This window comes from Streptomyces sp. 3N207, assembly GCF_052246355.1.
Lineage (GTDB): Bacteria > Actinomycetota > Actinomycetes > Streptomycetales > Streptomycetaceae > Streptomyces.
In genome coordinates, this window is the sequence record NZ_JBQQBV010000028.1 from 73,467 (window position 1) to 95,970 (window position 22,504).

The window sequence follows — 22,504 nt, forward strand, 5'->3', positions numbered from 1 at the left end:
GGTAAAACGCAGGAGTAGAACCGCGGTCACCGGCAAGAATGCCGGGCAACGGAAATCCCGTTGCCAGCCGAATACCCCGCACCGGATGCTGACTCTTATGTTCGTCGATTCCGTCGATTCAGACATAGCGCCCAGTGGCACGCTGCTCGGCCTCCTCCAGAGGGGCCGCGGCGACGGGACGCTGCATGCCCTTGCGGCGCCGCGCGCCGAAGCGCTCAGCGCGCTGCGGCACTGCGTCCTGCACGACCCCAGGCGCGACTGGCAGGTCGAACACCGCTCCCTGTACTACGCCCGTCTGCACAGGGAGCTGGACGCCGGGCTCGACGACATCGCCGCACACCTCTTCGACCCCGCCGACCTGCTGTGCACCCCCGAGGAGGCCGAGGTCCGCACCGGGCTGGCGCTCTCCGTCCTCGGCCACCTCGCCTCCTACGCCGCGGCGCAGGGTGACAGCTGGCAGGAGAACCCTCCGCTGTGGCTGCTGCGCCGCTATGCCACCACCGGCACCAACTGGCAGTGGGCCCTGGACGAGCTCGCCGTCCGGGACGACGACGCCGGGCTGCGCCCGCTGGGCCCCGCCATCCTGGCCCGCTTCCCCAAGACGCCCGAGGGCGACGCCGAGCTCGCCGAAGCCGCGCGGGACGCCTTCGAGCCGCGCCCCTGGCGGCTGTGGGCGGAGGACTCCGCACACCCCGGGCAGGCCGACCGGCTGCGGCGCGTCCAGGAGTGCCGCTCCTTCGACCGCTGGCAGCGCCAGCTGCGGACACCCGGACCCCGGCCCGGCTGGAGCGTGCGCGAGATCCTCGAATGGGCCCAGGACGGATACGAACAGCGCCCCCGCCAGCACCGTGAGGCACCCGCGGCCCGCTGCCTGTCCGCCGTCGCCGGGCCCGAGGACCGGCCGCTGCTGCTGGCCGCCGCCCGCGGCCCGCATGAGGCCGCGCGGGTTGCGGCCCTGCGCCACCTCGTCGATCACAACGATCCCGATGTGCTGGATCTCGTCGAAGTGGCCGCTGCCGACCCCGCGGAAATCGTCGCCCGCGCCGCGCTCTCCTCCTTCGCCCGTATGCGGTCACTGGCCGCGCTGGAGCGGGCCAGGCGCTGGGCCGCAGCGCCCGAGGGAGCTCTGCCGCCGGGGCTGGCGGCCGTCGCCGCCGAGATGCTCGCCTGCCGGGGTGGCGAGCAGGACGCCGACGCCGTTCTCGCGGCCCTGCGCCGCACCATCCGCCTGGAGGGCCCCGACAGCGCCGCGCTGTGGCCGCTCGTGGACGGAGCCGGGCGGCTGTCCATCAGCTGTGCGGCGCCGGTGCTACGGCACATCTACCGTGAGACCGCCTCTTCCCAGCTGCGCGGGCGCACCGCACGTTCGCTCGCCGCCACCGATCCGTCCTTCCCCGCCGGGTTCGCCATCGAGTGCCTGTGGGACTGCGAGGAGTCCACCCGCCAGGTCGCCGCGGAGTACGCCGTGACGGGTGACGCGCGCGTGGTGGAGCGCCTTCGGCGGCTCGCCGCGGATCCGGCCGAGGAGGCCGGCGTCCAGACCGCCATCCGCGGCCGCCTGACTCCGCCTGCCTGACGCCGTCCGCCTGACGCCGGCCGTCTGGACCCGTCCGTCTTGACCCCGCCCGTCTGGACCCCGCCCGTCTGACGCTCGCCGCCGTTGAGCCGACGGTTCTCGGTGCAGGCTTCATCTTGCGGTGGGGCCTGCCGAAGGCACCATTGGAGAGTGGCTGGTCGGTGGGAGTTCTGGGTCGATCGGGGCGGGACGTTCACGGATGTGATCGGGCGGCGGCCCGATGGCACGCTCGTCAGTGCGAAGGTGCTGTCCCACGATCCGGCGCTGCCCGACCAGGACGCCGCGGTCGCCGGGATCCGCAGACTGCTGGAGGTGCCGCCCGGGGAGCCCGTCCCGGCCGACCGGATCGACGCCGTCAAGATGGGCACCACCGTCGCCACCAACGCCCTCCTGGAGCGCAAGGGCGAGCCGACCGTCCTGGTCACCACCCGGGGCTTCCGGGACGCCCTCACCATCGCGTACCAGAACCGGCCCCGCATCTTCGACCGGCACATCGTGCTGCCCGAGGCGCTGTACGACCGCGTCGTGGAGCTCCCGGAGCGGATGGGCGTCGACGGCACCGTCGTCGAGCCGCTCGACCGGGAGGCCGCAGCGCGCGAGCTGCACAAGGCACGTCGCGCAGGCTTCCGCAGCGTTGCCGTCGTCCTGCTGCACGCCTACCGGCATCCCGCGCACGAGCGCGAGGTCGCCCGTCTCGCGCGCGAGGCGGGGTTCGCGCAGGTGAGCTGCTCGCACGAGGTCAGCCCGCTGATCAAACTGGTGTCGCGCGGAGACACCACCGTCGTGGACGCCTATCTGTCGCCCGTGCTGCGCCGCTACGTCGAGGAGGTGGCGCGCGAACTGAGCGGCGTCCGGCTGATGTTCATGCAGTCGAACGGTGGTCTGCGCGAGGCCGGGCACTTCAGGGGCAAGGACGCGGTGCTCTCCGGACCGGCCGGCGGTGTCGTCGGAATGGCCCGCAGCTGCGCCGAGGTGGGACACGAGCGGGTCATCGGGTTCGACATGGGCGGTACGTCCACCGATGTGTCGCACTACGCAGGGGCCCTTGAGCGGGTGTTCGGCACACAGGTGGCGGGCGTGCGGATGCGGGCGCCCATGATGGACATCCACACCGTGGCGGCGGGCGGCGGCTCGGTGCTGCACTTCGACGGTGCCCGCTATCGCGTGGGCCCCGACTCGGCGGGCGCGGTCCCCGGGCCTGCCTGCTACCGGCGTGGCGGCCCGCTGACCGTCACCGATGCCAATGTGATGCTGGGCCGGATCCAGCCCGCGCACTTCCCCGCCGTCTTCGGCCCGCAGGGCGACCAGCCGCTGGACCCCGAGACGGTCCGGGCGGGCTTCACCCGGATCGCCGAGGAGACCGGCGACGGGCGCACCGCCGAGCAGGTCGCGGCCGGGTTCCTGGAGATCGCCGTACTCAACATGGCGAACGCCGTCAAGAAGATCTCCGTGCAGCGCGGCCACGATGTCACCCGCTACGCACTGGCGAGCTTCGGCGGCGCCGGCGGTCAGCACGCCTGCGCGGTCGCCGACGAGTTGGGCATCCGCACGGTGGTCGTACCGCCGCTTGCCGGGGTGCTGTCCGCGTACGGGATCGGCGTGGCGGACGCCACCGCGCTGCGGGAGCAGTCCGTCGAGGGGGAGCTGACCGAGGAGCGGCTGGCCGAGGTGCGCGACCTGTGCGCCCGGCTGGAGCGGCAGACCCGGGAGGAACTGCTGGCCGACGGCATTCCGGACGAGGCGATCAGGACGACCGCCCGGCTCCAGCTGCGGTACGCCGGGACGGACGCCACGCTGACCGTCCCGCTGGGCGGAGCGGACCGGATGGCGGAGGACTTCACCGCCGAGCACCGGGCGCGCTACGGCTTCGCCATGGACAAGCCGCTGGTGGTCGCGACCGCCGTCGCGGAGGCAACCGGCACGGCGGGACCCGTCAGCGCGCACCCGGTCACTCCCGAGCCGGGCGAGGGCAGTCCGGAACCCCACGACAAGGTGCGGATGTTCACGGGCGGGGGGTGGCAGGACACTCCGCTGTACCGGCGGGAGGAGCTGCGTCCGGGGCAGCGGGTGACCGGGCCGGCCGTCGTCGTGGAGGCGGACGCCACCACCGTGGTGGACCCGGGCTGGGCTGCCGGGGCCGATCCGCACGGACATCTGCTGCTGACCCGGGAGCAGGCGCGGAAGGCGGTGTCCGCGGCGGGCACCGAGGTCGACCCGGTGCGGCTGGAGGTCTTCAACAACCTCTTCATGGCGATCGCCGAGCAGATGGGCGTCCGCCTGGAGAACACGGCGCACTCCGTCAACATCAAGGAGCGGCTCGACTTCTCCTGTGCGCTCTTCGACCCCGAGGGCAATCTCATCGCCAACGCCCCGCACATCCCCGTGCATCTGGGCTCGATGGGCGACTCCATCAAGGAGGTGCTGCGGCGCACTGCGGGACAGCTGCGTCCGGGCGATGTCTACGCCGTCAACGACCCGTACCACGGCGGCACCCACCTGCCGGACATCACCGTGGTGACGCCGGTCTTCGACCAGGAGGGCGGCGGGGAGACGGCGGGCCGTCGGCTGCTCTTCCTGGTCGCCTCGCGGGGCCACCACGCCGAGATCGGCGGCCTCACCCCCGGCTCGATGCCCGCCTTCAGCCGCACCGTCGAGGAGGAGGGCGTGCTGTTCGACGCCTGGCTGCTGGTGCGCGACGGGAAGCTGCGCGAGGAGGAGACCCGCGCCCTGCTCAGCGGAGCCCGCCACCCCTCCCGCGACCCGGACACCAACCTCGCCGATCTGCGTGCCCAGATCGCCGCGAACGAGAAGGGCATCGCGGAACTGCTCAAGATGACCGACCAGTTCGGTCTCGATGTCGTACAGGCATACATGCGGCACGTGCGCGACAACGCGGAGGAGTCCGTACGCCGCATCATCACCTGGCTGGGCGACGGCAGTTGTGCGTACGAGACGGACAGCGGCGCAGTCATCCAGCTGGCCGTCACCGTGGACCGCGAGAACCGTACGGCGCTGCTCGACTTCACCGGCACCTCGCCGCAGCGGGACGACAACCTCAACGCGCCCAGCTCCGTGGTGACGGCCGCGGTGCTGTATGTCTTCCGGACGCTGGTGGCCGACGACATCCCGCTCAACAGCGGCTGTCTGGCGCCGCTGGAGGTGCGTATCCCGGAGGGCTCGATGCTGGCGCCCGAGTACCCCGCCGCAACGGTCGCGGGAAACGTGGAGACCTCCCAGGCGGTCACCGGCGCCCTCTATGCCGCGCTCGGCGTCCAGGCAGAGGGCTCGGGGACGATGAACAACGTCACCTTCGGCAACGACCGTGTCCAGTACTACGAGACGGTCGCCAGCGGCTCCGGCGCGGGGGACGGCTTCGACGGCGCGGACGCGGTACAGACCCATATGACCAACTCGCGGCTGACCGACCCGGAAGTGCTGGAGTTCCGCTACCCGGTGCGGGTGGAGGACTTCCATGTGCGCCGGGGCAGCGGGGGCGCGGGCCGCCGGCGGGGCGGGGACGGAGCGGTGCGGCGGCTGCGCTTCCTGGAGCCGGTCACCGTGGCGCTGCTGACGGGGCACCGGCGTGTTGCCCCGTACGGCATGGCGGGTGGCTGTCCGGGCGCGCTGGGCGGCAATGTCGTCGAGCGCGCGGACGGTACCCGTACGGAACTGGCCGGGCGCGATGTGGCCGAACTCGGCGCAGGCGACGCCCTGGTGCTGCACACCCCGGGCGGTGGCGGCTACGGCACCCCGCCGTCGCCGCCACCTCCCGGCTGACGCGCCCCGTATCGCGCCGTCGCTCCCCGGCGCGCCGCCTCACGCGGCCAGGGACTGCTGAGCCGGCAGATCAGTGATCAGCAGTTGGCCTGGTGCCTGTCCGTAGGAACTGCGGAGGAACTGCGGTTGACTTCAGCCATGAGCGACAACGTGCTGGACGAACTCAGCAAAGACCGAGGGCTGTTGGGACGCACCAGCACGGCGGAGCGCGTCGCGGTCATCCTGCGCACCCGGATCATCGAGGGCGGCTTCCGGCCCGGCATGCGGCTGGCGGAGGAGGAGATCGGCAACGCGCTGGGCATCTCGCGCAACACCCTGCGCGAGGCGTTCCGGCTGCTCACTCACGAGCGGCTGCTGGTGCACGAGCTCAACCGCGGAATGTTCGTCCGCAAGCTCACCGTCGAGGACCTGGAGGACCTCTACCGCGTCCGCCGCCTGGTCGAGTGCGCCGCTGTGCGGCAGCTGGCGGCGCCGCCCTATCCGCCGGCGGCCATGACGGCCATGGAGGCGGCGGTCGCCGCGGGGCGGCGCGCGGCGGCCGAGCAGCGCTGGCGCGACCTGGGCACAGCCAACATGCACTTCCACCAAGGGCTCGTCGAGCTGGCCGGAAGCCCGCGCACCGACGAAATGATGCGCGGAGTGCTGGCCGAACTCCGGCTCGTCTTCCACGTGATGGAGAACCCCCGCCGGTTCCACGAGCCCTATCTGCCGCGCAACGAGGAGATCCTGCGTACGCTCCAGCGCGGCGACGCGCCCGGCGCCGAGCGGCTGCTCGCCGTCTACCTCGACGACTCCCGGCGCCAGCTCGCCGAGGGATACGCCCGCCAGCTAGGCTGACCGGTCGGGCGCGATCGGCATACCGTCCCCGGCGGCCCTACCGAACCGTGGCAACCGTCCCGGATCGCGACAACCGTGCTGTTTCGGATCTTGTCAGTGTGACCGCTTAATGTGTCCGTCGTGACTGAGAGCGCCACCACGACGAGCACCCCGGCCAGGACAGGTGTATCCGCACCCTCCCCGGCCCCGGGCCCCGCGGCCGACGAGGGCCTGGCCCGCCGCCTGCGCGCGCTCGCCTGCACGGCGCCGCTGCACGACCTCGACACCCGCAAGGCCAACCTCGCGGGGGAGTACAGCACCTACGAGATGGCCGAGCTGGCGCTGGCCGCCATCGACCTGGTCACGCTCCAGATGGACTTCGACACCGGCGCCGACCACGAACAGATCGTCGCCAAGCTGCTGCCCCGCGTCGCGGCCCAGGCCCCCACCCGTGATCCCGCCGAGCACGAACGGGTGGCGCGCTGGGTGCTGGAGAACATGATCAATGTCGGCAGCGTGGACCGCGGCTTCCGCGCCGTCTACGGCACGTTCAACCCCGACGGCACCTACGTACGGCGGGACTACGACTTCAAGCTCATCGAGGAGGTGCCGGGACCGGGCGGCAGCGTCTATCTGCGCACCACCGACGAGGCCGTCAACGTCCTGGTCGGCGCGCTGGACACGGACGTCACCAGCGCCCAGATCGCCGCAGAGGTCAAGCTGGAGGTCCTCATCAGCCGCGGCCGCCTCGCCGACGCCCAGCTCGCCGCCGAACAGGCCCGCTACCGCACGGTGCAGTACGCCGAGACGCTGCGCCGCACCCTGGAGGCCACCCGGCGCGACGTCCGTGCCGTCGACTGGCTCAGCGCCGTCCCCGACATGATCAGCGAAGCCCTCGACCATGTCGCCGACCGCTACCGCCACGAGAACGCCATCCTCACCAACATCCGCAAGGCGCGCGACGAGGCCGCCTCCGAACGGGGCCCCGATCACAAGCGCCGCGCCGCCGAGCTCGTCGACATCGTCAAGGACTGCATCCGCCGCCACACCCAGCTCCAGTCCAGACTGCTGGAGGCCGGCCCGCTCTTCCGTGCCGAACAGGACCGCCAGTCCTTCGCGCCGCCCGCCGCCCGCGCCGGACTCGACCTGTACGGCCAGCTTCTCGCGCCCGTACTGCCGCTGCCGCTGGAGCAGGCCGCGCGCGTGACGGACGCCTTCTTCGCCCGGGGCACCGGGCTGCGTACGCCGGGCGCCGTACGGCTGGGCGACCTCACCGACATGCTGCTGACCCCGCCCGCACCCCGGGAGCACCTGGGCGCCGAGATGCCCGAACCCGATCTGATCGCCACGCCCGACGACAGCCGCTTCAGCGAGGAGCAGCTGGCGGCCGCAATGGAGCTCTTGGACCTCCCTCCCGACGCGCCCCGCCGGCTCTCCGGACTGCTGGCCGACGCCCGACGCCGCGACCCCGAACTGCCGTACCTCATCGCCCTGCTCGCCGTCCATGCGGCCAGCCCGCCTGTCGGCACGGCCTATCGCCAGGGCGAGCAGCGCCTGTTGTTCGCCGTTGACGACGGCACCCCGCTGGACGACCCGGAATTCGGCGGAGCCGATCTCATCGTGGGCACGGCACTGCTGGACGCGGCCGGGATGGCGGCCGACCGAACGGAGGCGGCGTGATGCGTGAACTGGAGCAGCGATGAATGACTTCGCACCGGAGCCCGACCCGCACGAGGGGGGCGGCAACGGAAGCCCCGCACACCCGGTAACCCCCGCCGACGCGGCCGACGCGGCCCGCCTCGTCTCGTTCGGCCTGCACCCGAAGCTCGCCCCCGCCAGGGACGCCGAGTACACCGAACTGCTGCGCCGCTACCGCGAGGAACCGGCGTTCGCGCGGCTGGCCGACGCCGTGGCCACCGGCCTGGGCCTGGTCGTACTGGAGGTCTCCACCCGCGCGGGCATGGCGCTGGCCGCCGCCGAGGACTCCGTCTTCGCGGTCCGTATGGGCGACTACGCCCGGCGGGCCGGCGCGGACTCGACGGACCGCTTCCTGCACGGCCTCGCCCATCTGGCCTGCGCCGCCATGGCCTTCCCCCGCCCCGAGGACCTGGCCGACGACGGCTACATCGGCCGCATCACCGTCAACGGTGTGGACTCGTTCGTCCGCCAGGCGTGCCGCAAGCTGGAGGAACGGGCCGAGGCCGAGGGCGAGAACACCGACCCGGCCACCGACGCACCGGGGCTGGAGGCGTCCTGGCGGGTCTACGCACGGCGCAGCGCCACCGGCGCCACCAAGGACGCCCGCAGGCTCGCCGGTTCCACCACCGGCATCATCGCCAAGGCCGTCGCCTTCCTCGCCGACTCCGGGTTCCTCCAGCGCACCGGTGACGACGCGGGCGGCACCTACCGCACCACCGCGCGCTACCAGCTGCAGGTCCGTGACATGGCGGGCAGCGCCGCCATGGCCGAGCTGCTGGAGCTGGGCGTCGTCCCGGTCTCGGACGGTACGGCCAGCCTGCTGCCGCCGCCGGACGGCGACGATCCGGAGCTCGCGCCGGACGCCGGACTGCCCTTCCACTCCTGAACCTGCGGGAACCCCCGCACCGCCCACCACCAACGAGAGCCCCGCCGCCATGTACGAGCTGTCCCGGATCCGCCTCTACTCCATCGGGCCCGCCGGTGCGCGCTACGCCGACACCGTGCTGGACCTGCGCGGAGTGGGCGAGCCCGTGCCCAGCCCGGCGCCCACGCAGGCGGACTTCTTCGAGGAGGAGCCGCAGGGCCCGCCCCACCGCCCGGCGCCCGCGGGTGTGCTCTTCCTGGAGAACGGCGGCGGCAAGTCCGTGCTGCTCAAGCTGATCTTCTCCGTGATGCTGCCCGGGCACCGCAACACCCTGGGCGGCGCCAGTTCGGGCGTGCTCCGCAAGTTCCTGCTCGCGGACGACTGCGGCCATGTCGCCCTGGAGTGGCAGCACACCAGGACCGGCGAGACGATCGTCGTCGGCAAGGTCAGCGAGTGGCGTGGCCGCCAGGTCTCCGGCGACCCGCGCAAGTTCGCCGAGGCGTGGTATTCGTTCCGTCCTGGCCCCGGCCTGTCCCTGGACTCCCTCCCCGTCGCCGAGTCGGCGGCGCTGCGGCCCCGTGCAGAAGGCGCGTCCTCCGCACGCGGCAGACGGCGCACCATGAAGGGCTTCCGCGACGTACTGACCGAGACGGGCAAGGCGTATCCCAATCTGGACGTGGTCTGGGAGGAGATCCACGAGCGCTGGAACGAACATCTGACCACGCTCGGCCTCGACCCCGAACTCTTCCGCTACCAGCGCGAGATGAACGCCGATGAAGGCGAGGCGGCGGGCCTGTTCGCGGTCAAGAACGACTCGGACTTCACCGACCTGCTGCTGCGCGCCGTCACCGACACCCGCGACACCGACGGCCTCGCCGACCTCGTACACGGCTTCGCGCACAAGCTCGGCCGCCGCGCCGAGCTGACCGCCGAACGCGACTTCACGGCGGGCTCCCTCGACCATCTGCACCGCATCACCGAATCCGCCGAGACACGCGCCCGCGCCCGGGAGATCCATGCCGGTGCCGAGCGCCGCACCCGTCACCTCGCCCACCGGCTGACGGCGCGCGGCACTCAGGAGCGGGGCCGCGCCGCCGAACTGGCTGAACAGCTGGAGCAGGCACGGGAGTCGGTCACCGCAGCCGAGGACGCCCGCACCCGCGGCTCCCGTATCGCCGCCGAACTGGCCTACCGGCATGCCTCGCTGGCGCTGGCCGCCGCCGAGAAGTCGGCCGCGGCGCAGAAGCGTGAGCTGAGCGAGGCCCGTACGCTGCACTCGGCCTGGCAGGCTGCCGAGACCGTGCTCGCGCACCGGACGGCCGCCGACCGCTCGGCCCGGGTCGCCGCCGCCATCCAGGAGGCCGAGCGCGACGCGGCTCCCGCACTGGCAGCACGCGCCCACGCCGCCACCGCGCTGGTACGCGCCCTCAACGCCGCGGCGGAGGACAGCGAACGCATCGCCGGTGAACAGGAAGAGCGCTCCGCCACGCTCCAGACCGAGAGCGAGAGCGCCCACCGGGACGCCACGGCCGCCGCCACCGAGGAACAGCGCGCCCGCAGCGAGACCGAACACCTGCGCCAGCGCCTCGCCGAGGTGGAGCAGGAGATGGACCAGGCCGTACGCGCCGGCTGGCTGGACGACAGCGACCCGGACGCCGACCCGGCACGCGCCGCGCTGGCCGCCAGTGACGCCGAGAAGAGCGCCGTCGCCGCCTTCGAATCGGCGCGTGACGCGGCAGCCCGCAGCGCCGAGCGGGCCCGCGAGCTGGCAAGCCGCCACGCGAGCGCCGAGCTTGCCGCAGCGCGCGCCGCGGACGCCGCCGAAGCCGCCGGAAGTACGTACTCGGCCGAGCGCGCCACCGCCGGAGCCCTCGGCGGCGAGGAGCGCCTGGCCGAACTGCTCGGGCTGCCCACCGGCCGCCCGGATGCCCACAACGCGGACGGGGCCCCGGCCGGAGCGACGCGGGCCACGCTCCCCGGCCAGCGCGGCGCGGGCAGCACCTCCGACGTACGGGGCTCCGGGGCGGCCGCCGACCCCGAGCCGGTCCGGCGCACCGGCGCCGTGCCGGGCCAGGGCGGCGCCCCGGAAGCCGGAGCCGGGCCGGCGCCCCGTAAGGCCCCCGACCGGGCAGCGTCCACATCCCAGGGCCCCCTCACCGCCGAGGAGCTGGACCGCAACGCCGAGGCGCTCCAGGAGCTGCTGGACGAGGGGGTGGCCGCAGCCGAGCGGCAGCTGTTCGAGCTGCGCACCGCCGCTGCGGACGACTCGCGGATGCTGGGAGCGCTCGGCGACGGCGGGCTGCTCCCCCCGGGCCCCGATGTGACCGCCACCGTCGAGTATCTGGGCGAGCACGGTGTCCCCGCGCTGCCCGGCTGGCGCTACCTCGCCCAGGCCGTGGATCCCGCCGACCACGCCGCGGTGCTCGCAGCGCGGCCCGAACTGGTCGACGGCGTCGTCATCACCGACCCCGACAGCCATGCGCGCGCCCGTGAAGTGCTGGCGGGCGCCGCGCTGTTGCCCCGTTCGGCCGTCGCCGTCGGTACGTCCGCCGCGCTGCTCGCCCCAGCGCCCGCACCGGACAGCGAAGGCGAGTCCGGGGTCTTCCTCGTACCGCCCAACCCGGCGATGCACGACGAGCACGCGGCCGACGACGAGCGCCGGCAGCTGCGGGAACGCGCCGCGGCCCGGGACGAGGAGATCCGCGCGCTGGCGGCGCGGCTCTCCGCCGACCGGGCGCTGGCGGCCCGGCTCGCCTCCTGGCGCAGCGGCTGCCCCGAAGGCCGGCTGGCCGAGCTGGCCGAGACCGCGGCGCAGGCCCGGGAGGCGGCGGAAGCAGCCCAGCAACACCTTGCCGAGGTGCGCGAGACCCGCACCGAGGCCGACGAGCAGTCCGCCGAGACCGCCCGGGTCCGGGACGAGCGCCAGGAAGCGGCCCAGCGCGCCCGCCGCAGCGCCGACGCGCTGGCAGGGCTCGCCTTCCGGCTGCGGGAGCGCGCCAACTGGCAGGCCCGGCTGCGGGAGCTTGCCGATGACGTGGCCACCGCGCAGGAGCGTGCCGAACAGTGCCTGGAGCGGGCGCGCTCGGCCGACGAGGACCGGCGAGCGGCCCAGCGTGCGGCCGACGACGCCCACCGCACGGCCCGCACCCTGCGTGCCGAACGCGCCGAGATCGCGGGCGTGTCCGACGACCCGGAGGAACCGGAGCAGGCGGCCGACGGCGACACACCCGCCGCTGCCCCCCGGCGCACCGCCTCCCTGCCGGACCTGCGCGAGGCGTACCGCTCGGCCTCCCAGCTGTACGAGAAGGTCGGCGTCGGTGCCGACCTGCGCGCCGAACAGGCCCGTGCCGAGGGCGACGAGTCGGCGGCCAAGGCGGCGCTCGACCGGCTCAGCAACAAGGTACGCACCCGCGCGGCCCAGCTGCTGGAAGGTCCCGACGGCGCCGACGGCCCCTCCCGTCAGGCGGCGGCAGCCCGCGCCGAAGCACTCGTCCAGCGCCTGGAGGCACGCAACTCCGACGCCAGCGAACAGCTCGGCAGGCTCCGCGGCGAGGCCGAGCGACTGGCCCCCGGAGACGGCGACCGCCACACCGAACTCCCGGACGACCTGGTGCCCGCCGACGCCGCGCAGGCCCAGACCCTGCTGCGGACGGCCAACGCCGAACTGGCGGCCCGCGGCGACGAACTGGAAGCAGCACGCGACGCCCACGCCGCGCTCCAGCGCGCCCACACCGCCGCCGAGGACGCCGCCGGCGGCTTCGACGAGACCGCGGCCACCCTCCGCGACCTGCTCCGCGAACCGGCGGCCCCCACGCCCGGGGAGCAGGACGGCGAGGAGCCCCCCGAGCCGTACGCGGGCAGCCCCGCCGAGGCCCGGCAGGCAGCCGCCGAGGCGCGGCGTTCACTGCGCGGCTGCGCCGCCGACCTCTCCGCCGCCGAGCAGTCCGTGCGCGAGGCGTGCGAGGTGCTCGTACGGCACGCCAACTCCAGCCGCTACGAACAGGTCCGCACCCCGGCACGGCAGCAGGTGCGCGAGCTGCCGGCCTCCGCGCTGCCGGACCACGCGGCTGCCTGGGCGGCGGCGTTCGCGCCCCGGCTGCGCGTACTGACGGACGAGCTGGCCCAGTTGGAGCGCAACCGCGACAGCATCGTGGACCGGCTGCGCGGCCTTGTGGAGTCCTCGCTGACGACGCTGCGTTCGGCGCAGCGGCTCTCCCGGCTGCCGGAAGGGCTGGGGGAGTGGTCGGGCCAGGAGTTCCTGCGCATCCGCTTCGACGACCCCGACCAGGCCACGCTCACCGAGCGGTTGGGCGAGGTCATCGACGAGGCCACCCGCGCCGCCGTCCGCAAGAACTCCGACCTGCGCCGCGACGGGATGACGCTGCTGCTGCGCGGGGTGCATGCCGCACTGCAGCCGCGCGGCGTCTCGGTGGAGATCCTCAAGCCGGACGCCGTGCTGCGCGCCGAGCGGGTCCCGGTCGGGCAGATGGGCGACGTCTTCTCCGGCGGCCAGCTGCTGACCGCCGCGATCGCCCTGTACTGCACGATGGCGGCACTGCGCAGCAACGACCGGGGCCACGACAAGCACCGGCACGCCGGCACCCTCTTCCTGGACAACCCCATCGGACGGGCCAACGCCACCTACCTGCTGGAGCTGCAGCGGGCCGTGGCCGACGCGCTGGGCGTCCAGCTCCTCTACACCACGGGCCTGTTCGACACCACGGCACTGGCGGAGTTCCCGCTGGTGATCCGGTTGCGTAACGACGCGGACCTGCGCGCCGGGCTGAAGTACATCAGCGTGGAGGAGCATCTGCGGCCCGGCCTGCCCCAGCCGGAGGCCGAGGAGGGCGAGGCCGCTGTGCACGGCGAGATCACCGCGACACGGATGTTCCGCCGTCCCGAGCAGAATCCGTCCGGTGTCCGCGACGAACCGCCTGCGCAGTCGCCGGAGCCGGATGCCCGGCCGGACGTTCCCGCCCCTCATCCGCCGGGTGACGCGCCGGACGCGGCACACTCCCCGAGCTCGTGACGTCGCGCGTCGCGCCCGGTGCCGGAGCGCCTCGTTCCGCACCGGCGTGCGGCGTGTGATGGCGGTCGGCCAGCGCACGTCGTCTGGCCGCGCTGCTGGGCTCGGAGACGACCCCGTTCCGCTGCACCCACACCTGCCGGGTGATCCATACGTCGAGCACGGCCCAAGTCGCCACAACGGTGCTGCCGATGGTGGACAGCACCATCGGGAACGCCAGCCAGACAGCGGCCAGCGAGCAGAAGAACGCGACCATGAGCTGCACCAGCGTCAGTGCGGCGATGACCACCGCCCGCACTGCCGCCGCCCGCACCGGGTCCGGCAGCCGGGGCTTCGCATACATCTTTTTCACTCCCCCTTCACTACCCCCCGATCCTCGCACGGTTCCGTAAACGTGTGCTGTGCCACAGACTTCCAACGTCCAGCAGGGCATCGACGGACAACTCGGGATGAGGCACCCTGGACTGCCTGATCGGACGCTCATCCAGACCTACGGGTTGCCAGCGCCTCAGTAGTAAGCTCGCGCCGTTTGCTGTCGGTACACGCCCCCGTGCGCTGGGGAAGACGTAGGGGAGGCCATGCGCTTTCGCGGGAAGTCCATCCGCCGGAAGATCGTGGTACTGCTGCTGGTGCCGCTGGTCTCTCTGCTGTCCATCTGGGGCTTCGCGACCTACATCACTGCTGTAGAGGCGAACAGTCTGCTGCGGCTGGACGAGATAACCCGCAAGATCGGCAACCCGACGGAGGATGCCGTCCGGGCCATCCAGCGCGAACGCCTCCAGATCATGGTGCATGTCGCCGATCCCGGTAACAGCCAGGAGCAGACGCTCCTGCACCAGCTCCAGGCCACCACGGACCGCAAGGTGGCCGTCGTACGCCGCAACGCGTCCGACAGCGGCATCCGTTCCGACCTGGGCCCGGACTCCAAGGCCCGGCTGGATGACTTCCTGGACGCGCTGGACGGGATGAAGGGGCTGCGGGCCCGCGTCGAGCAGAACACCGTCACCCGGGGCGGCGCCTTCCAGGCGTACAACGAACTCATCGACCCCGCCTACGCGCTGGTCGACTCGCTCAGTGCCGTCGACGACGTCGATCTGGAGAAGCAGGGCCGCGCCCTCGTCGGCCTCTCCCGCGCCCGCGAGTACCTCTCCCGCGAGGACGCGCTGATGGCCGCTGCCTACGCCGCGGGCCAGTTCACCCGGGGTGACCAGCGCGCGCTCTCCGACCGTGTCGCCGAGCGCAACATCGCCTACGAGAGCAACCTCCCCTCGCTCCCCGCCGAGGACCAACAGATCTTCGAGAACTACTGGAACGGCAGCGACGGCCGCACCCTGCGCAGCTACGAGGACGCCGTCATCGCCGCCGGACCCCGCACCACCGAAGGGCCGATCGGCGAGGAGCGCTGGCACCTCGGCAACACCACGGTCCTGGACGACCTCCAGAAGATGGGAGAGCAGGCGCAGAAGCGCTTCCAGAAGCGCGTCGACCCCGTCGCCACCCGGGTGCTCGTCCAGGCCGCAGCCGCCGGAGTGCTCGGCTTCCTCGCCGTGCTGGCCTCCCTCGTCATCTCCATCCGCGTCGCCCGCAGTCTCGTGCGCGATCTCAACACCCTGCGCAAGGAGGCCAACGAGTCGGCGGGCGAACGGCTGCCCAATGTGATGCGCCGCCTCGCCGCGGGCGACAAGGTGGACGTCGAGACCGAGTCGCCCCGGCTGGAGTACCCCGCGGACGAGATGGGGCAGGTCGGCCAGGCCCTCAACACCCTCCAGCGGGCCGCAGTGGAAGCCGCCGTCAAACAGGCCGACATGCGGCGCGGCGTCTCCGAGGTCTTCGTCAACCTCGCCCGCCGCAACCAGGTGCTGCTGCACCGCCAGCTCACGCTCCTCGACGCGATGGAGCGCCGCACCGAGGACGCGGACGAACTCGCCGACCTCTTCAAGCTGGACCACCTCACCACCCGGATGCGTCGGCACGCCGAGGGCCTGGTCATCCTCTCCGGCGCTGCGCCCTCCCGGCAGTGGCGCAAGCCCGTCCAGCTGATGGATGTCGTACGGGCCGCCGTCGCCGAGGTCGAGGACTACGAGCGGATCGAGGTCCGCAGGCTGCCCCGGCTCGCCGTGGACGGCGCCGCGGTCGCCGACCTGACCCATCTGATCGCCGAACTGCTGGAGAACGCAACGGTGTTCTCCCCGCCGCACACCGCCGTGCAGGTGCTGGGGGAGCGGGTCGCCAACGGCTTCACCCTGGAGATCCACGACCGCGGTCTGGGCATGACGGCCGACGCGATGCTGGACGCCAATCTGCGGCTGGCCGAGACGCCGGAGTTCGAGTTGTCCGACACCGACCGGCTCGGCTTGTTCGTCGTCTCCCGGCTCGCCCAGCGTCAGGGCGTACGCGTCTCGCTCCAGCCCTCGCCCTACGGCGGCACCACAGCCGTCGTCCTGATCCCCGGCACCGTCCTCACCGAGACCCCCGGCCGGGACGAGACCCCCGGCCGGGACGAGGCCCCCGGCCGGGACGAGACCCAGCGCGGGCCGGGCCGTACCGCCATCGAGGCCGGAGGGAAGTCCGCCCGTCCGCTGGACGGGCCCGTCGAGCTGGAGGCCCCGTTGGAGGAGGAGCCCCGCGCCTCCCGAGAGACCGGCACCTCGCGGGAGAGCCATGGCGGGCCCCGCAGGCGCGAGCACGATACGACCTCCGCCTCGGTCGCACCGACGGGTGAGCACCAGCAGACGCGGGACGAAGCCCCTCCCGCCGCCCGCACGGACGCCCAACCCGAGCCGGGCACCGGCAGCGAATCCGGCACCGGCGGCCCGGCACCGCTGCCCCGCCGCCGTCCCGGCGCTCCGGTGCTGGTCTCCGACAACGGGCGCACCGTCGACCCGGACCGCCGGTCCACCGGGGAACGCACCAGTGACAGCGGCCGCGCGCCGCTGCCCCGTCGCAAGCCCCGTACGAACCGCCGGGCGGACCCCGAGCCTCAGGCCGAGTCGGGGCCCCAGAGCGAGTCCGGGCCGCAGCCGGGGTCCGGCGCCCGGCTCGAGGGCACCGCCGGAGACGCGGAGCAGCCGTCAGCGCGGTCCGAGCCGGCGCAGGGCCGGGTCGGCGGCCTGCCGCGCCGGGTGCGCCAGGCCAGCCTCGCGCCGCAGCTCAAGGCGGAGACCTCCACCGGCAACACCCGTATGCCGCAAGCGCAGTCGGGCACCCAGGGATCCAGCACGCCGGACGTCGACGATCGCGACGCCGACGAAGTGCGCAGCAGAATGGCCTCTCTCCAGCGCGGCTGGGAACGCGGCAGACGCGAGAGCGAACCGCCGCACGACGCGGGGGAGTCAGCACCAGGAACAACACCGGGAGGGGACGGTCGATGACCGCACCGAACGCCGCATCGCACAACGCCGGAAGCGGTGAGCTCAACTGGCTCCTCGACGAGCTGGTCCAGCGCGTCGGCAGCATCCGCAAGGCGCTCGTGCTCTCCGGGGACGGCCTCGCCAGAGGCGCCTCGGAGGGCCTCACCCGGGAGGACAGCGAGCACCTGGCGGCCGTCGCCTCCGGGTTCCACAGCCTCGCCAAGGGCGTCGGCCGGCACTTCTCGGTCGGCGGCGTACGGCAGACCGTGGTCGAGCTGGAGGAGGCTTTCCTCTTCGTGACGGCAGCCGGCGACGGAAGCTGCCTGGCCGTCCTGACCGACGCCGAAGCCGATGTCGGCCAGGTCGCCTACGAGATGACGCTCCTGGTCAAGCGCGTCGGGGTGCATCTGGGCACCCCCACGCGCAGCACGCCGGCCGACTGACCGCACGCCGGGGGCGACGGGACGACGGGACGACGGACAAGGGAGCGAGAGGACGGGGCCGGCCATGACGAACCGCTGGTTCGACGATGCAGGACCCGTGGTGCGCCCGTACGCGATGACTCGGGGCCGCACCCGCAGCGGCGCGAAGGACACGCAGCTCGACCTCATCGCCCTCGTCATCGCCGACAGCCCGGACGCGGCGGAGCCGGACGCCGGATCCGCCGCGGAGGGCGAGCTCCTTCCGGAGGAGGAGGACAAGCTCCTCACGGACCACGCGTTCGTGCCCGAGCACTTCGACATCCTCGCGCTCTGCCGCCGCTCCCCCCTCTCGGTGGCGGAGGTGGCGGCCGAACTCGACCTACCCGTAGGGGTGGTACGCGTCCTGATCGGCGACCTGGTGGAGGCCGACCTGGTGCGCGTCACCCGCCCCGTCCCTCCGGCGGAGCTGCCGGACGAGAGCATCCTCAGAGAGGTGATCAATGGTCTTCGGGCGCTCTAAGCCGGGCGGCAGAACGTCACCGGCCGAACCGGTGACGCTGAAGATACTGGTGGCCGGGGGCTTCGGTGTCGGCAAGACCACGCTGGTCGGAGCGGTCAGCGAGATCAGACCGCTGCGCACCGAGGAGCTGCTGACCGAGGCCAGCCGCCCCGTCGACAGCACCAGAGGGGTGGAGTCGAAGTCCACGACGACGGTCGCCATGGACTTCGGCCGCATCACCATCAACGACAGACTCGTGCTCTATCTGTTCGGCACACCGGGCCAGGACCGGTTCTGGTTCCTGTGGGACGAACTGGCGACCGGAGCGCTCGGCGCCGTCGTGCTCGCCGACACCCGGCGGCTGGACAACTGCTTCGCCGCGATCGACTACTTCGAGCGCCGCAGCATCCCCTTCACGGTGGCGGTCAACTGCTTCGACGACGCCGAGCGGTACCCCGCCGAGACCCTCCGCGATGCCCTCGACCTCGACGGGGGCGTCCCGCTGCTGCTGTGCGACGCACGACAGCGCGAGTCCGCGCGGGACGTGCTCATCTCGGTGGTCGAGCACGCCATGCACCACGCGAGCCTGGCAGGGGCGCCCACCGACACCTGACGGCCCCGCGCCCCGAAGGGGCGCGGGGAAACTGCGCGACAAGCCACAACGCACCCGCAGTCTGCGGCAGCCGGGCAGGGGTACCCCCTCCCCGGAACAACCGAAGGAGGGGAAGAATCCGCCGGGCAGGCCTTCGTCCGACTTCTCCCAGCCAAAGCTGCGATCGACGGCCTTGTGCCAGTTCGCGTACTCGCGGTCGCGCTCCTCCGCGCTCATCGACGGAGTCCACTCCGCATCGCGCTTCCAATGGGCCCGCAACTCGTCCAGATCGGACCAGACGCCGGTCGCGAGACCGGCGGCGTACGCGGCGCCCAGGCAGGTCGTCTCGGCGACCACGGGCCGGATCACCGGAACACCGAGCACATCGGCCTGGTGCTGCATCAGTAGACTGTTGGCCGTCATTCCGCCGTCCACCTTCAGCGTGGTGATCTCCACCCCGCTGTCCTGGTACATCGCGTCGACGACCTCGCGGGTCTGCCAGCTCGTCGCCTCCAGCACGGCCCGCGCCAGATGTGCCTTGGTCACATACCGGGTCAGTCCGGCGATGACACCGCGCGCGTCCGAACGCCAGTACGGGGCGAACAGTCCGGAGAACGCCGGCACGATGTAGGCACCGCCGTTGTCCTCGACGCTGGCGGCCAGCCCTTCGATCTCGGAGGCGTCGTTGATGAAGCCCAGCTGGTCGCGGAACCACTGCACCAGCGCGCCGGTGATCGCGATGGAGCCCTCCAGGCAGTAGACCGGCGCCTCGTCGCCCAGCCGGTAGCCCATCGTGGTGATCAGCCCGTGCTTGCTGGGCACGGGCCTGCTGCCGGTGTTCAGCAGCAGGAAGGACCCGGTGCCGTAGGTGTTCTTGGCCTCGCCGACGCCGTAGCAGGTCTGTCCGAAAACAGCCGCCTGCTGGTCACCGAGAGCCGAGGCCACCGGCACGCCCGCGAGCTGCCCGACAGCCGTGCCGTACACCTCCGAGGAGGACCGGATCTCCGGCAGCACCGCAGCGGGCACGTTCATCGCGTCCAGCACCGACTGGTCCCACTCCATGGACTCCAGGTTCATCAGCATGGTGCGGGAGGCGTTGGTGACGTCGGTGACGTGCCGGCCGCCGTCGGTGCCGCCGGTCAGATTCCAGATCAGCCAGGAGTCGATGGTGCCGAACGCGATCTCCCCGTCGGCGGCGCGCTGCCGCAGCCCCGGTACGTTGTCCAGCAGCCAGGCGACCTTCGGCCCGGCGAAGTAGCTGGCCAACGGCAGGCCCGTACGGTCGCGGAAGCGGTCCTGGCCCACCTCGCCGCCCAGCTCGGTGCAGAGCGCCGAGGTGCGGGTGTCCTGCCAGACGATGGCGTTGTGCACCGGCTCGCCCGTCGCACGGTCCCACAGCACCGTCGTCTCGCGTTGGTTGGTGATGCCGATGGCGCTGAGCTGGTCGGCGCGCAGCCCCGCGCGCTCCAACGCGCCGCCGACCACTGCCTGGACCTTGGTCCAGATCTCGCTTGCGTCGTGCTCCACCCAGCCGGGTTTCGGGAAGATCTGGCGGTGCTCCTGCTGGTCGACGGCGACGATCCCGCCCTGCTGGTCGAAGACGATGCAGCGGCTGGAGGTGGTGCCCTGGTCGATGGCAGCGACGTACTTGTCCGTCATGTTTGACGACCCCTCGATAGGTGCGTTCGGACGTCATGATCAGAATGCGGCCTTGCGGAGCAGCACGCCGAAGCCCCGCCGAGCAGAGCCGTCAGGCCCCGCCGATCGGCGGCTCCACCCGGCATCACGGCGGTGTCCGCGACGAGCGTGACGGCAGTGTTCAGCCCAGCTGAGAGGCAGTCAAGGCCGGGCGCACAACCGGGGCGTCGCGCCCCGTCTGCGACGCTCCCGTCGCGACTGTCACCGAGGTGTCACCAGATCCTCACGCCCCCGTACGTACCCCCGCTCACGCGAACCGGCCCGCGGGGTCGGGCGTCCCCACAGAACGAGAACGGCGGCACGGGACCGACGGGGGTGGCCCCGAGCCGCCGTTTCTCACCTCCCCTGCTCCGTACCCTGCCGGATCCCTGGCCGATCCCTGGTGGAGAGGGCTCGCCCCCTGGTAGAGGAGAGGGGCATGAGACGCATCCGCACCGCATCGCACGCCCCGCTCGCCGCGGCCGGCGTCCTCCTGGCCCTCGCCGTCGCCCCGGCTCCCGCGGCGCACGCCGCGTCCGGGCAGGGCCACGAGCCCAAGGCGCCGGAGGAGTTCGTCGCCCTGCACGACGTGGCCCCGAGCATCCGGCAGGACATCCGCTACTTCACCGAGCACAACTTCGTCGGCGAACCCGTCGACGGCTACCGCCGGCCGATGTGCATCGTCACCGAGGACACGGCCAAGGCCCTCGCCCGGGCCCAGCGCTCCCTCCTCAGCCGCGGCTACACGCTCAAGGTCTACGACTGCTACCGCCCGCAGCGCGCCGTCGACCACTTCGTGCGCTGGGCCAAGGACCTGGACGACGAGAAGATGAAGCCCGAGTTCTACCCCCGCGTCGAGAAGAACCGGCTCTTCGAGGACGGCTACATCGCGGAGAAGTCGGGACACAGCCGCGGCAGCACCGTCGACATCACCGTCGTCGAGCTGCCCGCCAAGCCCACCCGCCCCTACCACCCCGGCGAGCCGCTGGTGCCCTGCTACGCGCCCAAGGAGGAACGGTTCCCCGACAACTCCGTCGACATGGGCACCGGCTTCGACTGCTTCGACACCCTCTCTCACACCGATGACCCCCGCATCATCGGGGAACAGCGCGCCAACCGGCAGTTGCTGAAGACCACCCTGGAGCGCGAGGGCTTCACCAACCTCCCGGAGGAATGGTGGCACTTCACCCATAAGCCGGAGACCTTCCCCGACACCTACTTCGACTTCCCCGTCTCCCGCCACTCGCTGACCCCGCACCACTGAGGCCACACGCCACTGGGGCCACCCGGAATCGCACATGTGGCTCCAGTGGCCCCGCCATGGGCGCTACGTTGTGGCAGCAGTCGGACATCCACGCAGCCGAGCAGGGGAGCCAGCCATGACGGACCGCACGGAGCGGGCGCAGCAGCCCGCGACGGAGATCGACACCACGGTCCCGCACTCCGCGCGCATCTGGAACTATCTCCTGGGCGGCAAGGACCACTACGCCGTCGACCGCGCTGCAGGCGACCAGGTCTGCGCGATCTTCCCCGGGATGGTCGACATCACCCGCCACTCCCGCGCCTTCACCGGCCGGGTCGTACGCCACCTCGCGGGAGAGGTGGGGATCCGGCAGTTCCTCGACATCGGCACCGGCCTGCCCACCGTCGACAACACCCACGAGATCGCCCAGCGGGTGGCCCCGGAGTGCCGCATCGTCTACGTCGACAACGACCCCCTCGTCCTCGCTCACGCCCAGGCACTGCTCACCAGCACCCGCGAGGGCTCGACCAGTTATCTGCACGCCGACGTACGCGATCCGGCAAGCATCCTCGCCGCGGCAGCCGACAGCCTCGACTTCGGGCAGCCCGTCGGACTGATGCTGATGGGCATCCTCGGCCTGGTCAGCGACTACGACGAGGCGCGCGAGGTGACTGCCGAACTGCTGGCCGCGCTGCCGTCCGGCAGCTACCTGGGCTACAACGACGGCAGCACGACCGACCCCGCCTACGTCAAGGCCATCAGCCGCTTCAACGACCGCAGCGGCGCCGTGCCCTACACCCCCCGCACCCCCGAGCAGATGGCGGGCTTCTTCGAGGGGCTCGAACTGCTGGAGCCCGGCATCGTCTCCTGTCCGCACTGGCGCCCCGAAGCGCTGCCGTTCGGCGAACCGCCCCAGGTCGCCGTCCACGGCGGAGTCGGCCGCAAGCACTGAGCGCGGGGCGC

12 protein-coding genes and 1 pseudogene are annotated in these 22,504 nt (G+C 72.4%); 12 read left to right on the forward strand and 1 reads right to left on the reverse strand.

What is annotated here, in order from left to right; all coding sequences use genetic code 11:
- Positions 1-97 precede the first annotated feature (97 nt).
- The 10 genes from ACTWP9_RS31480 (at position 98) to ACTWP9_RS31525 (ending at position 18,642) form a co-directional block, all read left to right on the forward strand.
- Positions 98-1,576, forward strand: coding sequence for a HEAT repeat domain-containing protein (locus ACTWP9_RS31480; protein WP_443249744.1), 1,479 nt, complete (start codon positions 98-100; stop codon positions 1,574-1,576).
- A gap of 150 nt (positions 1,577-1,726) precedes the next feature.
- A complete protein-coding gene (locus ACTWP9_RS31485) occupies positions 1,727-5,353 on the forward strand; it encodes a hydantoinase B/oxoprolinase family protein (RefSeq protein WP_443249724.1) in 3,627 nt (1,208 codons plus the stop codon).
- 138 nt (positions 5,354-5,491) lie between these two features.
- Positions 5,492-6,190: a GntR family transcriptional regulator gene (locus ACTWP9_RS31490; RefSeq protein ID WP_443249725.1), complete on the forward strand. Its 699-nt coding sequence runs from the start codon at positions 5,492-5,494 to the stop codon at positions 6,188-6,190.
- Between the two features lie 120 nt (positions 6,191-6,310).
- Positions 6,311-7,849, forward strand: a complete 1,539-nt coding sequence (locus tag ACTWP9_RS31495; protein ID WP_443249726.1) for a hypothetical protein — start codon at positions 6,311-6,313, stop codon at positions 7,847-7,849.
- 19 nt (positions 7,850-7,868) lie between these two features.
- Positions 7,869-8,753 carry a hypothetical protein gene (locus tag ACTWP9_RS31500; protein WP_443249727.1) on the forward strand — a complete coding sequence of 295 codons (885 nt, stop codon included), beginning with the start codon at positions 7,869-7,871 and terminating at the stop codon, positions 8,751-8,753.
- 49 nt (positions 8,754-8,802) lie between these two features.
- Positions 8,803-13,761, forward strand: coding sequence for a hypothetical protein (locus ACTWP9_RS31505; protein WP_443249728.1), 4,959 nt, complete (start codon positions 8,803-8,805; stop codon positions 13,759-13,761).
- Positions 13,762-14,336: 575 nt separating this feature from the next.
- Positions 14,337-17,129, forward strand: coding sequence for a nitrate- and nitrite sensing domain-containing protein (locus ACTWP9_RS31510; RefSeq protein ID WP_443249729.1), 2,793 nt, complete (start codon positions 14,337-14,339; stop codon positions 17,127-17,129).
- Positions 17,126-17,551 (forward strand): roadblock/LC7 domain-containing protein, encoded by a 426-nt coding sequence (locus tag ACTWP9_RS31515; RefSeq protein ID WP_443249730.1) that lies wholly within the window; start codon positions 17,126-17,128, stop codon positions 17,549-17,551. Before ACTWP9_RS31510 ends, ACTWP9_RS31515 begins: the two co-directional genes overlap by 4 nt.
- Positions 17,552-17,615: 64 nt before the next feature.
- The gene (locus tag ACTWP9_RS31520) at positions 17,616-18,050 is read left to right on the forward strand and encodes a DUF742 domain-containing protein (protein ID WP_443249731.1); all 435 of its coding nucleotides are present in this window, start codon (positions 17,616-17,618) and stop codon (positions 18,048-18,050) included.
- On the forward strand, positions 18,031-18,642 hold the full coding sequence (locus ACTWP9_RS31525; protein ID WP_443249745.1) for a GTP-binding protein: 612 nt from the start codon (positions 18,031-18,033) through the stop codon (positions 18,640-18,642). The genes ACTWP9_RS31520 and ACTWP9_RS31525 overlap by 20 nt, the downstream gene beginning before the upstream one ends.
- A 132-nt stretch (positions 18,643-18,774) precedes the next feature.
- Here the strand turns inward: ACTWP9_RS31525 and glpK are convergent.
- Positions 18,775-20,280, reverse strand: a pseudogene (gene glpK, locus ACTWP9_RS31530) (glycerol kinase GlpK); the annotation flags it as partial.
- A gap of 457 nt (positions 20,281-20,737) precedes the next feature.
- Here glpK and ACTWP9_RS31535 point away from each other — a divergent pair.
- Entirely contained in the window at positions 20,738-21,562 is an 825-nt protein-coding gene (locus ACTWP9_RS31535) for a M15 family metallopeptidase (RefSeq protein WP_443249732.1), read from the forward strand.
- A gap of 115 nt (positions 21,563-21,677) precedes the next feature.
- Complete coding sequence (locus tag ACTWP9_RS31540) at positions 21,678-22,493, forward strand: SAM-dependent methyltransferase (RefSeq protein ID WP_443249733.1); 816 nt, start codon at positions 21,678-21,680, stop codon at positions 22,491-22,493.
- Positions 22,494-22,504: the final 11 nt, after the last annotated feature.